Genomic DNA, 12,572 nt, shown 5'->3' on the forward strand with positions numbered 1-12,572 from the left:
AGAACCACTCTGTGTCACTATCATAATTTCCGGCACCGACATTGCGGCTTACAAGCAGTCCGTGGGTGCGCCACGGGTGTTGGACGGCCTCTATCCGTAGCGGATGCCGGGGCGCCACTGCGCCAAACGAACTCCGCCGTTCCCCTTGCGGTGCTCCGGTGTGAGGACACCACCGATAGGCGCATATACCCAGATGTCAGGCGAACGATACCTTGCTGTCAAGCCACGGGTGGCTTGGTGAGTGCTCGCCGGACGCTGGAGGCTCCGACTCCGAGCACTCGGCCGATGCTGTCCCAGCTCTGCCGCTCGGCGCGCATGCGCTCGGCCGTGGCCATTCGCTCAGGCGTCATGACACTGGGGCGGCCACCGACGCGGCCTTGACTGCGCGCATAATCGAGGCCGCGCTGCGTGTTGTCACGGATCGTGTCGACTCGGAGCTGCGCGAAAACCGCGACGATGCCGTAGAGCGCTCGGCCCATCGGGGTTGTCGTGTCGATCATTGGTTCGGTGAGACTGACGATGTTGACCTGACGGGCGTCGAGGTCCTGCAGCGTCTCGATCAGAATTCGTTCACTGCCCGCAAGCCGATCAAGGCGGCGGACTTTGAGGGTGTCCCCCGGTCGAAGGTAGTCGAGGCATGCGAGCCACTGCGGCCGATCCACGACGCGACTGGACTCGCCTTGGTCGACAAACACGCGTTCGCAACCGGCAGCGCGCAGCTCGGCCTCTTGCGCCTCGGGGTTCTGCTCTCTCTTCGAGACGCGGGCGTATCCGACTTCGTGACTCATGCCGAAAACGCTACCGCCGAAGTTCCGGCGAGGTTTGGTTTCGGCAGGGGGTTTCGGCGGATCGTTTCGCGGCGTGTCGTGCACCTGGTCGGGGTCCGCGACGAACCAGCCGTAAACGATCGTTATCGACAGGTCGACGGCCTCTTGGTTATACGCCGGCCAGCGTTCTGGTGACGTCGCGCCGCAGTGCGGCGATGGTGGGTCCCAGTGATGCGGTGAGGATCAGAACGAATCCGAGTGCGGTGACGATGAGAATGCTGAGGTAGTGGATGCCGGTGAGTGACATGCCGAGGCTGCTGCTGACGATGAAGGCGGTGGTGACGACCGCGATGAACGCGAGGAGCATCGCGGTGAGGGTGTAGATCACGGCTTCCAGGATCGAGGAGACGGCGATTTGTCGTTGGGTGGAGCCGGCCGCTTGGAGGAGTGCGATCTCGCGTTGGCGCGCGCCTCCTGACATGAACACGGTGGCTGCGGCGCCGATGCCGGCGATGAGCAGTGGGCCGCCGAGCAGCTGGACTGCTTGCCCTGGTTCGAGGACATACCCCGAGGCGTCACCCGACTGTTGGCGCACGTACTCGGCAAGGATTTCGACGCATGTGTAGATCCCGCCAGCCAGGCCGATGCCGACCATCAACGGGCTGATCGTGGCCGTGCTTTGCGTTACCCGGTAGCGCGCCGCGTGACGGGCGAGATACCAGGATGTCGAAACTCGCGCGGGAACGATCCACGTCCAGGCGCGCAGCGTCAACGGCAACAGCAACGGACCTGCGGCTGCCAGAATCATCACGATCGCTGGGGCGATCAGGATCGATGTGCTGGTCACGGTTTGCACGTCGCCGTCGACCATCATGCTCACGAGACCGTAAGTCGCGGCGACCGCGAGCGCTGTCAAGAGGTACCGGATCCAGGTCATCCGGATCTTGGGAGGTTCAGGTTCGGTCAACGCTTGAAGCGGAGAGGTGATCGCGGCGTTCCTCGCACCCCGGAGTCCGGCGATGACGACGACGGCGATGATCGCGAGGATGACGGCGATGAGTGTCGAGATGTTCGTGTGTGGTTCCACGGGGGTGCTGAAGTTCCACGAAGCGAAGAGAAACTCGAACAGACGCCGGAATGCGACCGCGGAGAGCATCGCGCCAATGATCGCGCCGAGCGCGGACACGATCGCGAGTTGGAGCTCGACGATCAGCGCGACAAGAATCGGCCGCACGTTGAAGATTTGCCAGAGCGCGTAGGAGCGGCGTTGCAGCGAGACCGTGAGGTTCGCTGTCGAGCTCAGGACGACGAGTGCGGTGAATCCGGAGAAGATCAGGACGGGTGAGCTGGCATTCTGAAGTGCCTTGCGGGTAGGTCCCTCGTATGCGTTCGCGGTCTCCAGGAGGCCGGCACCGATGCTGGCCGCGAAACCGGCGGCCGCGGCGACGAGGAGTATCCCGACCCAGACGCGCGCGTTCGCGCGGAGGTCGGACAGAATCAGCGTGATCACGCGTTCTCCCGTGCTCGCGCCATAGCTTCCAAGACCGCCTCGGGTGTCGGAGTGCGCAGTTCAGAGTGGATCAGCCCGTCCCGCAGCACAAGCACCCGATCGGCAAGCGCAGCAGCCTCCAAGTCGTGGGTGACCATGACGACCGAGCGGGCATCGGTCGTCACCGCCCGAAGCAGGCGAAGAACCTCCGCACCCGATGTCGTGTCTAGGGCTCCGGTCGGCTCATCGGCGAACACGATGGCTGGGCGAGCGGCGAGCACGCGGGCGATCGCGACGCGCTGCTGCTGACCTCCGGATAGCTCACTCGGCTTGTGGGAGCCTCGGTCGTCGAGTCCAACCTGCGCGAGAGCGTGATCTGCTTCCGCGCGGCTGATCGGTGTGCGCGCCAGACGTGCAGGAAGCGCGACGTTCTCGCGCGCGTTCAGCGACGGGATCAGGTTGTACGACTGGAACACGAACCCGACATGCTTTCGGCGAACCGCCGCTACGGCGCTCCGCCCCATGCGCGTCACATCCTCACCTGCGAGATGCACGCTGCCGGCTGTGGGCTTCTCCAAACCAGACAGGCAATACAGCAGTGTCGACTTTCCCGACCCGCTCGGCCCGACGATGCTGACCATCTCTCCCGCAGCGACTTCGAGAGAGACGCCCTTCAAGACACTGACATCCGGCTCCTTCCGGCCGCCCGGATACGACTTGGTGACGTTCGAGGCAGCAACAATTGGGCCGGTCATGCTCCCAACCTATCGACCGGTCCCGCCAGAGCACACATCGGCAACCCGCCACTTCTGGCGTATCCGCCCCGCCACCACAGTTCAGCCGAAAACGTCTGCCGAACAGCCCTTCTGACCGACGATTGGGGCGAGCGTTTCGACCTGCTGCACGAGACCGCGCCGGAAACGATCGTTTAGGCGCATCCCGATAGCGAGAGCGATGCCGCGACCTCGACAGCCCTCTAGCGGAATTCGAGTAGTACCTTCGCGAGTTGATTGTCAGCGTAAGGCGACGTCGAGAACAGAGGAAGGGGCTTGTAGCCCAGCTGGCGATGCAGCCGGTGCGCCTCGGCGAGATCATCCCGAATTGTCAACCTGAGGGTATGCAGACGGAGGTTCGTGCGCAGTCTTGGCCCGACGCTGAACATCCTGTATTCACGGCCATTCGACTGCCCCCACCACCGGCCATGCGCCGTCAGACGTGTTCGCGATGATGCTTCCCGTAACCCCTGAGTTTGGGTCAAACCAGGTGCGGGCCGAGACTCCCGCGTCATATCCCTCGAGCATCACGGCTGCCGAATCCCAGCCGCGCCAGAACCCCCGGGCGTACCGCATATGCTCGCTATCCACGGCGTGCTGCGCCTCGGTGAGAGCCGCAAGGGTGCGCTCCGACACGATGCGGTGCTCGAACAGTGCGCCCCAGAAGGAGCGCAGGTCAGCCGCTGTGGTGACGGCGCCACCATCTCCGTTGCCGCGCACCGGGAGGTGCAGAATGTTCGTGCGGTCATCGTCATCACCGAGATAACCGACGGATAGATCGCCGGGCATGTCGTCGGTGCGGGGATAACCGCTCGCCGTCATTCCAGCCGGGGCGAACACCCGGCGCTGCACGAGATCATGGAACGGCACGCCGGATGCTCGTTCCGCGATCAGCGCCAGAACCACGAACCCACTGTTGCAGTACGCGAACTTCTCCCCCGGGGCGCTCGCCTGCGGGCGCCCGTCCAGCACCGGGATGAAGGCCTCGGTGGTGTCGAGCTCGTGAAGAGGACGGTCGATCACGTAGTCCGTGATCGACCCGGTCGACTCGTCGATGTAGTCACCGATCCCCGAGGTGTGCGCCATCAGATGCTCGATCGTGACCGCGTCGTCGATCAGCGGTAGATCGCCGCCCAGAAAGGGCCGCACCGGGCTGTCGAGCGAGAGGACGCCATCGTCGATCAAAGCCCCCACCGACAGAGCGGTGAAGCCCTTGCCGACACTGGCGACCACGAATCGGCTGGCGGTTGTCATCGCCAGCCGCCGTGCACGATCCGCGAATCCGTACGCTTGCGCGAACGCTTCCGCCCCAGGGCGATCGACGCGGATGATGCCGCTGAATCCGGTCGCCATCGCCGCGTCGTGCAGCGCCGCCGTTACATCCGTCGTCGTCTTCATCGAGTCCTCCGCACCTGGCCGGCTCCGCAATGTGCGCTGTGGCCGCTGCCGGTCGCAATGATGGTCTGGGGCGAATGGGCCATGAATCGGTCTCTCTTCTTGGATGACGGGAAGCGCGACCACGCTCAAGCGAGCACGTCGTTTCAATCGATGTAACCATGGCTTCGCGCAGGCGCACATCCACCCGGAGAGGAATCCTACGTCCCTTGGTGTCACCCCAGACGGGGCCAGCAAACCTGGCAAGTTGACGATCCTGACGATTCCAGCAGCGGAAGCACCTCGACCGCACCTGGCGGGTCAAACAGGCAGCGCATGTTCATCGGACAGACAGGGCAGCGGATCATCACGGCTATGCCAGGACCTCAGTGCACCGGAACAAACTTGGTTCGGTGGTAGACCGCTCAAATCAGGAGAATACGAATGTCTCGACGTCTCTTGCAACTCTCGCCAGAGTACGGGGACACGTTCCCGGTATGGGAGCGCACCCCTGAACTAAATCCTGGCCCGATCGACCCCGAAACCTCGGGACTCTCAGAGCAGCTCATCCAGGAACTCATCAATTGGAACGCTCAGTGGGAGGAACTCTTCCTACCGAATCTGCCCGAGCAGGAGGCCGAGCGGTTGCAGTGGAAGCGAGAAGGTCGCAGCCTCGCCAAACGTGTTGAGCTCGAGCTCGGCAAGGAGATAGATGTGCAGGTCACTTACGAACCGTGATTGATACTTCAATCGGGCGCCGCGATATCGCTGATCGCATCCTGTGCACCGACTAGGGGAAGCATAGGACCGGGGCCCCCAGCCGTGCGCAGCCGATCAGAGCGGCGTCGTCGGATGCGGTCAAGCGCTGCCGAAAACGATCGATTTCGGCAGAAGATCTGATGTGCGACATCGCGGCCGCTCTAGAACGGAACGCTGGTTCCGCGGACGCTCATGCCGGACGGCGCGTCTTCAGGTTCGAGCTCTCGCGATCCGTGCCCTGCAGCGCTACTCACCACAGAGGTTCCTTCGGCAGGCGGTCCCATTCCAGCTCCGCGGGCTTGACCTCAGTCGGTTCAAGCTCGAGCGAGGTGACCCGGCCGCCGCTCTCGAAGATGATGCGATGCGCGGGGCCTTCGAGGGTGACAGTCGCAACCGCCGCGTCGAGCGTGACGCGTAGAACTCGCACCAGAGAGCCGCTGACGTGAAGTATCCCATCGTCTTCCACCGCGAGAGGCGATTGCAGCGCGCGGATCGCGGCCACGGGCCCCAATCGCCAAGACGCCGGCGCCTCGGCTACCGCCGAGATCCTCTTTCCGGGGCGGCCTCCCCAGGCTGTCTCGTCGGTTTCGATCAGCGAGAAGCCGGGGCGGTAGCCGATGGAGCGCCGTCGTCCGAGATCGAGGACGCCGCGCAACTCACCGCTGGTCACGCTCTCCCCCACCCTCGCGGCCCAGGACTTCACTTCTTCCGTCGCTACATCTGCAGGATCTGCACGACCCATCGTCAACGTGTATCTGAACGGCCCGCTCCCGCGCATTGCCCGGAGCCCAGACTCCAGGCTGTGTTCGGGGAGCGAACCCGAGCGAGCTCCGGGGCGATCGAGAGCGCGGGGACTCTCTGGTACCGTTGCGGCCTCTGAGATGTGGTTCATGTCGTCAGTGTTGTGCATGGTGGGAGTGTCGAATCTGCCCCAAGGGCAGGGTCAATTTTTCGCTGCGATCTCAGTGCGGTTTCCCAGCCGGTCGGATCGAACGCTACCGATCGGAGCGACGCGACTGCGCCTTCTCGACTCGACTTTCGACATACAGCCGACTCAGAATCGCGATGAGGGCCACGCCGCTCCCGATCCATGACACCCAGCCGAAGTCGGACATGAAGTTTGTGATCGGGTCAGGGAGGAACTGCAGGACGTTCGGGTTGTTGTTGTGCAAGGTGAAGGATACGGCGATAAGGATTCCGAGACCCGCGAGGACGGCGAGGACAGCGCTCAATTTCTTCATGGATTGAGAGGACACCGTGCCCTTGGGGCCGAGTCAAGTCATGCCGTTCGCTTGACTCTGCCGCTGGGGCACCTGCTGGTATTGAGATCGAAGACGGAGGAGAAACGCATGGCGTGGAGCACCCAACAGCTGGCCGACCTGGCCGGCACGACAGTGAAAACTGTCCGGCACTACCATCAGGTCGGGCTACTCGAGGAGCCGGAGCGCGCGGCCAACGGTTACAAGCAGTACCAAACCGCTCATCTCGTGCGACTTCTGCAGGTCAAGAGGATGAGCGATCTCGGCATCTCCCTCGCCCAGATCCGAACGCTAGCCACGAGTACGGTCGATACCGACGCGTCCATCGCCGTCCTCGATGCCGAACTCGAGGCGAGCATCGAAAGACTGCAGCGCGTGCGGGCGGAACTCGCCCTGCTCCTGCGATACCGCGCACCCCTCGACACGCCCACGCCGTTCGCTCACTCCGCCGACGGCCTTCCAGAGAAGTACCGCGGGCTGCTCACCGTGTACTCCCGCGTCCTGAACGAGACGGCGCTCCACGACACGAGTGAGCTCCTGAATGAGCCGGATGAGGCGAGCGAACCGTTCGAAGCCCTCACCGACGAGTCCGACGACAGGACCATCGACGACGTCGCACAGCTCCTCGCGGTGTCGATGGCAGCACATCGCGAACGGTTACCTTGGGCTTCCGATCTGCGATCGGCCACCCAGACAAAGGGGAATCTCGCGCAGGAGGCTCTGTCTTCGGCGGTGGTCGACGCCTTCAATCACGGCCAGCTGCGCGCTCTGGCGCGCGCGCATGACATCGTCCGAAAGGCGGACGCGGCGGACGATCAAACGGTGTGATCGATCCGCGCCACGGTGCTTCGCGGTTGACCCTGCCCCAAGGGCACGGTGTCCAATGACGTCCATGAAGAACAACACCGTGAAAGTAGAAGCCTCGACCGACACAGAACGTCGACCGCAGTGGTTGGAGCTGGTCATCGCTCTGGTAGCCGCCGTGCTGATCTATGGCGTGGGCATCGCTCTGCTGGGGATCTTCCCCGCGCCCACACCGGCACTGGAGGGGGTCGTCGGGCTCTTTTTCTCGGGTGCAGCGCCGATCCTCGTGTTTGCGATCGTCGTCCTCTCCCGCATTCGTGATCTCTCCGCCTTCGGGGTCCGACGGGTTAGCCCGCGATGGCTCCTGATCGCCGTCCTCCTGGCCGCCGCGTGCTTCGCCGTCATCCTCACGTTCGACACGGTGATCCAACATCTCTACCCGGGCATCGACGACTCTCAAGACACCCTGCGTGCAGCCGCCTCCGGCGGAGTACTTGCGCTCGTGGGAACCATCTTCTTCGGAGCTGTCCTGACGCCGTTGGGCGAGGAGCTCTTGTTCCGCGGGATCCTGACCCGTTTCTTCGAGCGTTGGGGCGCTTGGGTCGCCATCGTGGTGAGCGCGCTGATCTTCGCTGTATGGCACGGCATCAACCTCGTGTTCCCGTCGGCTCTTCTCGTCGGCTTGATAAACGGGTGGCTGATGGTTCGTACGAAGTCGGTCTGGCCCGGCGTCGTCCTGCACATCGTCTACAACTCCGCCTTCCTGATCCTCTACTCGTTCAGCTGACCTAATTCCGCAGGAGATGTGCACGGTCCCGTCGACCGCGATCCTGTGACGCGACGGGATGAGCACGCAAGGCTCGTGAGTGCCGCGAAAGGAACGACCATGACAAGTAGAGCGATGAAGAGGATGTCGGCGTTCGCGGTGCTGACGGTGACCGCGGTGATGGCAATGGCGGGTTGCAGCGGCATCTCGGATGGGGGCGCTCCCCCGCAGGGCGATCGGACCGCTTCTCCGAGTCCCCAGACCAGTGCTGAGATCGCCGCCAACATAGGCAGGATCGAAGCGGAGTTCGCCGTCACGGTCGGTGCCTTCGCCATCGGGGAGAGCGGACAGGTCGTCGAATACAACGGCCAGGCGCGGATGCCCTACGCGTCGACGATGAAGGTTTTCGTCGCTGCTGCCATGCTGGCTTCCGCGCCGGTCGATGAGCGCGAGACGATCGTCCGTTGGAAGCAGGCCCAGCTCGATGTAGCTGGATACTCGCCGGTCACTTCCGAGCACCTCGACGACGGGCTCACCCTGGATGCGCTGGCGGAAGCTGCCGTGCGTGACAGTGACAACGCAGCCGCCAACCTGGTGATGGAGTCGTTGAACGGCCCGTCGGGTGTCCAGGACTTCTTCCGCGCGCTGGGAGACCCGACGACCGTCGTCACTGCGTATGAGCCCGAGCTCAACGCCGTCGTCCCCGGAAGTGACCGGAACACCAGCACGCCATTAGCCCTCGCGACAAATTTGAAGACCATCTTCGAAGGTGACGCGCTCGAGCAGGGCTCTCGTGAGACGCTCCTGGACTGGATGAACGGCAATGCGACCGGGGACTCCCTCATCCGTGCTGCGGCACCTTCGGGGTGGACCGTCGCCGACAAGTCCGGAGGAGCGGGAGGCGTACGCAACGACGTCGCCGTGGTGACCACCGAATCAGGTGAGCAGATCTACATCGCGATACTCACGGCCACGAAGGATCCCGCCGCTGTCTACACCGATGAGGCCGTCGCGCACGTTGCACGCGACTTGCTCGCCGAGTTCTGAAACGGTCCCGTCGCGCCCTTCGCGGACCTGAACGAAGACACCTCACGACCGAGCATGATCGTCCTCGAAAGAAATGAAGCGCGTGCGCGCAACAGATTGAATCAATCATGGAACAACAGCCCCCTCGACAGTCACTGACCTCGCCCCGCTGGGCTCTCATCGACAGCATCCGGGGGTTCGCGCTCGCGGGAATCCTGCTCGTGAACAGTGTCGATATCACCGAGGTGAGCTCCCGCCTGGCCACTGCGGGTCACCTGCGCGAACCGGAGCCGACTCGCGTGATTCTCGATCTCTTCGTGCAGACACGATTCGTTCCGATCTTCGCGTTCCTGTTCGGGATGAGTTTCTGGTTCGTGCTAGATTCTGCCCGACGTCGCGCCGGATCGCATCGCCCCTGGGCGGTGATGCTGCGGCGGATGCTCTTCCTGATTTTGATCGGCGCTGCCCTCGCGCTCATCTACCCCGGCAACATCCTGTTCGAGTACGGGATCATCGGCCTCCTCGCGCTGCCGGTGATCCTGCTCACCCCGCCCATCGCGGTGGCCATTCTCGGTGGCCTGACGACTGTAGCCGCCCTCGCGTTTTTCGGAAGCGGCACCCCGACCCTCTTCGGCCTGATCCTCCTCGGCGCCGGTTCCGCGGCGCTGGGGCTCCCGCGAGCACTCGAGAAGGGCGGGCGTGCCATCGCCCTGCCCTTCGCCGTTCTGCTCGCACTGGCGGTGCCCGCACTGTTCTGGCAGTCGACCGAGCCCGGGGATCCGCGCTTCACCATCGGCGGAGCCTTCGGAATCATCTTCGCGGGGCTCTACGTCACCGGGTTCGCGCTGCTATGGCGCACCCGGCTGCGCAGGCCGTTGGCTGCTGTCTTCGATCCGCTCGGCAGAATGGCGCTGAGCAACTACGTGGGTGCCGCCGCGATCTTCTTCGTCCTCACCCGAATCATCGACTTCCCGTCGATGCCCAGCATGCTCCCCGTGGTGCTCGCCAGCCTCGCCGTCATCGCACTCCAGTCGGTGCTCTCGCGCCTGTGGTTGCGCACGCACTCCTACGGACCCATCGAATGGGTCTGGCGCGCCGCCACCTGGTGGAAGCGCCCGGAAGGCAGACGCGCAGAGAAGGACAGCACCGAGCAGCCGGCATCCTGAGCCACCGCCCGGAGAACCAGACACCCCGGAGCCCTGGGCCCCACATAGAAGGAAGAACATGTCGTCCGATCCCACACCCTCCCCCTCATCAATGAGCCCCCCGGAGCCACGCACCCGGACACCTCGCGCGATTCCCCCCGGCGTGCAATACCAGAACGCCCTGAGCGGCGACAAGCGCCGAATCGGACGCGGGCTCCTCGCGATCGGATTGCTCGTCGGCGGCATGTTCGGCATGACCCTCGGCGCCGTCCAGATCGCCTTCCGCGTCGACGCAGCACTGGGACTGACCGGATACACGGGCACGATCCACATCGCAGCCATGCTGCCCATCGCGCTCCTCATCCCATGGAGCATGCTCATCCAACGCTGGCTCTACGGGGTGAGTGCCGCCTCGCTGACGTCGGTGTTCGGCGTCTTCCGCACGGCGTTGTTCGGCAAGGCGATGCTCGTCGTGGTCCCGCTGTGGGCAGTGAACCTCGTGGTGTCGAACCTCGTGATGGACAACGCCACCACCACCTGGACGACGGCGGGCCTCGCTTACGTCTTCCTCATGACTCTTCTCCTGACGCCCCTGCAGGCTGCCGGCGAGGAGTACGGCTACCGCGGCCTCGTGTTCCGCGTCGCGGCGAGCTGGGCGCGCGGACCCCGCACCGCTCTGATCCTCGGCATCATGGTCTCCAGCCTCGTCTTCGCTGTGGTCCACTTCTCCACCGACCCATGGGTGAACCTGTACTACCTCGTCTTCGCCTCGACACTCGCGATCATCACCTGGAGGAGCGGCGGACTCGAGATCGGCATCGTCGTGCACGCCGTGAACAACACCATCGGCTTCCTCGTCCTTCTCGTCTTCCACGCGGACTTCACTGCAGCGAACGACCGCTCCGACGGAGTCGGGTCAGCCATCATGCTCCTCCCGTGCGCACTGCATCTCGTCATCACGGCGTGGGTGTGGTGGATGACCAGAAGAACCGGCCCGATCGTCTCGCCCGGGCAGGGCTCCAAGAGTCAAAGAACCTTCCGCGTCGACGGAGACAAATCCCTCTGATACGCCGACACGATGACAGCTTTCGGGAAAATCCGACAAGTTTCGTGAGAAACGACAAGTGGTGCAACTGTCCGATCACGAGAGTCCTCGTTTGGCGTGACCGAGGATCCCCGTAAAGCAACCTCGGTGCGCCTGCCGGAAACGATTGTTTTCGGCGGCGCCCCTCTTGATCGGTGACGCGGGCAGCAGTCGCGACTCTCTGTTGAAACCGGTCGATCTACCTTCGGCCGCTACGTACAAGTGGTGGCAGCTAGTCCGCAGCCAACTTGCCACCACTTGGTGGTCAAGACCCGCGATCAGAACCAGCCAATCGATGAGCCGAGGAAATACCCTCCGACGGCGAGAACGAGCGCACCAACGCCGATAGACGACCACAGCATCGCACGAGGTCTTGCATCCTCTTCACTCAGCTCTCGGAAGGAAGCACCGACCGGGTTTTCGTTGATGCCGGCCATCTGACCAAACTCTTGGCGATTGGGTTCCATGTTCAGCCTCTCGTCGCCATCAGTCTCTCAGTCGGCCGGTCGGTCGATCCGCGACACCACGTGCAGCGGCGGATCGATCGGGTTGTCCGGCTCCATGTCGCCTTCTCTCACCCTCTGGAATCCGGCCTTCTCGAGCGCCCGCCACGACCCGACATTCCCCCCGACGTGAGGTCGTCAGCGGGGGGTCGGTCGGTGATCAGCAGCGAGAAGAACGGTCGTTCACGACTCGTCGCGGAAGTCGGAGATCGTGCGCTCCACCAGGCGGGGTTCGTCGAAGACGACGTCGCAGCCGTCGCTCTGAGGCGACTGGGCCTCGAATCCGACCTCGAGCGTCTTGTGGCTGTTCGGGAGCGCGAACGCGCGGATCAGCATCCATCGTTCGCCGTCCAAGGAGGCGTGGAAGGCGAAAACCGTCCCCTTCCGAGAGACACGCAGGTGCACGTGATCACCGTCGACGGTGAAGGCGTTGGCGTCGTCGGACACGCGATTGTTGACGACACTGACGATCATGCCCTCGCCGCGCGGCGAGAACTCGAAGCAGAGCTTCGCCCACGTCTCGCGGTCGTGGCGCAGGAACAGCACGCCGGCATCGAACGTGCCGGCGAAGCGGACGCGTACGCGCGCGCTCAGCTGGAAGTCGCCGGCGGGAGCGTCGGTCAGAAGCGTGGCGGCGTTGTGCAGCGTCGACGACGTGACCTGGTCGCCGTCGTCGCCACCTGGGTCGGTGAAGATGTCGGTGCCCGGAATGCTGGTCACGCTGATGCTGCCCGACGCAGGATCCACCGACCAGCGGTCGTCTGGAAAGGGACGGAACGAGGTCTCGATGCTGGGGATGTGTACCGACATTCGATCAGGCTAA

General features: G+C 63.9%; 13 protein-coding genes. 6 read left to right on the forward strand and 7 right to left on the reverse strand.

The window, feature by feature from the left end; all coding sequences use genetic code 11:
• Positions 1–218 precede the first annotated feature (218 nt).
• The 4 genes from QFZ21_RS10710 to QFZ21_RS10725 all read right to left on the reverse strand — a co-directional run bounded on the left by QFZ21_RS10710 (position 219) and on the right by QFZ21_RS10725 (position 4,550).
• Positions 219–872 carry a recombinase family protein gene (locus QFZ21_RS10710; protein ID WP_307377696.1) on the reverse strand — a complete coding sequence of 218 codons (654 nt, stop codon included), beginning with the start codon at positions 870–872 and terminating at the stop codon, positions 219–221.
• Positions 873–936: 64 nt separating this feature from the next.
• A complete protein-coding gene (locus QFZ21_RS10715; protein ID WP_307377697.1) occupies positions 937–1,953 on the reverse strand; it encodes an FtsX-like permease family protein in 1,017 nt (338 codons plus the stop codon).
• Between the two features lie 320 nt (positions 1,954–2,273).
• On the reverse strand, positions 2,274–3,011 hold the full coding sequence (locus QFZ21_RS10720; RefSeq protein WP_230108561.1) for an ABC transporter ATP-binding protein: 738 nt from the start codon (positions 3,009–3,011) through the stop codon (positions 2,274–2,276).
• Between the two features lie 414 nt (positions 3,012–3,425).
• Positions 3,426–4,550, reverse strand: a complete 1,125-nt coding sequence (locus tag QFZ21_RS10725) for a serine hydrolase (protein ID WP_307381291.1) — start codon at positions 4,548–4,550, stop codon at positions 3,426–3,428.
• A 297-nt stretch (positions 4,551–4,847) separates the two neighbouring features.
• Here QFZ21_RS10725 and QFZ21_RS10730 point away from each other — a divergent pair, with 297 nt between their 5' ends.
• A complete protein-coding gene (locus QFZ21_RS10730) occupies positions 4,848–5,141 on the forward strand; it encodes a hypothetical protein (RefSeq protein ID WP_307377702.1) in 294 nt (97 codons plus the stop codon).
• Between the two features lie 271 nt (positions 5,142–5,412).
• On the opposite strand, the gene QFZ21_RS10735 is transcribed toward QFZ21_RS10730, so the two are convergent.
• Positions 5,413–5,832 (reverse strand): hypothetical protein, encoded by a 420-nt coding sequence (locus QFZ21_RS10735; RefSeq protein WP_307377705.1) that lies wholly within the window; start codon positions 5,830–5,832, stop codon positions 5,413–5,415.
• A 496-nt stretch (positions 5,833–6,328) separates the two neighbouring features.
• Here QFZ21_RS10735 and QFZ21_RS10740 point away from each other — a divergent pair, with 496 nt between their 5' ends.
• The 5 genes from QFZ21_RS10740 to QFZ21_RS10760 all read left to right on the forward strand — a co-directional run bounded on the left by QFZ21_RS10740 (position 6,329) and on the right by QFZ21_RS10760 (position 11,228).
• Complete coding sequence (locus tag QFZ21_RS10740) at positions 6,329–7,249, forward strand: MerR family transcriptional regulator (RefSeq protein ID WP_307377708.1); 921 nt, start codon at positions 6,329–6,331, stop codon at positions 7,247–7,249.
• 64 nt (positions 7,250–7,313) lie between these two features.
• Positions 7,314–8,012, forward strand: a complete 699-nt coding sequence (locus QFZ21_RS10745; RefSeq protein ID WP_307377712.1) for a CPBP family intramembrane glutamic endopeptidase — start codon at positions 7,314–7,316, stop codon at positions 8,010–8,012.
• A 99-nt stretch (positions 8,013–8,111) separates the two neighbouring features.
• On the forward strand, positions 8,112–9,038 hold the full coding sequence (gene bla / locus QFZ21_RS10750; protein ID WP_307377715.1) for a class A beta-lactamase: 927 nt from the start codon (positions 8,112–8,114) through the stop codon (positions 9,036–9,038).
• 107 nt (positions 9,039–9,145) lie between these two features.
• Positions 9,146–10,183 carry a DUF418 domain-containing protein gene (locus QFZ21_RS10755; RefSeq protein WP_307377718.1) on the forward strand — a complete coding sequence of 346 codons (1,038 nt, stop codon included), beginning with the start codon at positions 9,146–9,148 and terminating at the stop codon, positions 10,181–10,183.
• A gap of 142 nt (positions 10,184–10,325) precedes the next feature.
• Positions 10,326–11,228: a CPBP family intramembrane glutamic endopeptidase gene (locus QFZ21_RS10760; protein ID WP_307377720.1), complete on the forward strand. Its 903-nt coding sequence runs from the start codon at positions 10,326–10,328 to the stop codon at positions 11,226–11,228.
• 296 nt (positions 11,229–11,524) lie between these two features.
• Here QFZ21_RS10760 and QFZ21_RS10765 read toward each other — a convergent pair whose 3' ends face one another.
• Together QFZ21_RS10765 and QFZ21_RS10770 are read right to left on the reverse strand one after the other, a co-directional pair.
• Positions 11,525–11,713, reverse strand: coding sequence for a hypothetical protein (locus tag QFZ21_RS10765; RefSeq protein WP_307377723.1), 189 nt, complete (start codon positions 11,711–11,713; stop codon positions 11,525–11,527).
• A 219-nt stretch (positions 11,714–11,932) separates the two neighbouring features.
• Positions 11,933–12,559 (reverse strand): DUF1349 domain-containing protein, encoded by a 627-nt coding sequence (locus tag QFZ21_RS10770; protein WP_307377725.1) that lies wholly within the window; start codon positions 12,557–12,559, stop codon positions 11,933–11,935.
• Between the last annotated feature and the right edge of the window lie 13 nt (positions 12,560–12,572).

This window comes from Microbacterium sp. W4I20 (genome assembly GCF_030816505.1).
Classification (GTDB): domain Bacteria; phylum Actinomycetota; class Actinomycetes; order Actinomycetales; family Microbacteriaceae; genus Microbacterium.

Coding starts and splice junctions, on each gene's coding strand:
- bla (WP_307377715.1), top strand. CDS start 8,112: ATGACAAGTAGAGCGATGAAGAGGATGTCGGCGTTCGCGGTGCTGACG.
- QFZ21_RS10755 (WP_307377718.1), top strand. CDS start 9,146: ATGGAACAACAGCCCCCTCGACAGTCACTGACCTCGCCCCGCTGGGCT.
- QFZ21_RS10745 (WP_307377712.1), top strand. CDS start 7,314: ATGAAGAACAACACCGTGAAAGTAGAAGCCTCGACCGACACAGAACGT.
- QFZ21_RS10730 (WP_307377702.1), top strand. CDS start 4,848: ATGTCTCGACGTCTCTTGCAACTCTCGCCAGAGTACGGGGACACGTTC.
- QFZ21_RS10720 (WP_230108561.1), bottom strand. CDS start 3,011: ATGACCGGCCCAATTGTTGCTGCCTCGAACGTCACCAAGTCGTATCCG.
- QFZ21_RS10765 (WP_307377723.1), bottom strand. CDS start 11,713: ATGGAACCCAATCGCCAAGAGTTTGGTCAGATGGCCGGCATCAACGAA.
- QFZ21_RS10770 (WP_307377725.1), bottom strand. CDS start 12,559: ATGTCGGTACACATCCCCAGCATCGAGACCTCGTTCCGTCCCTTTCCA.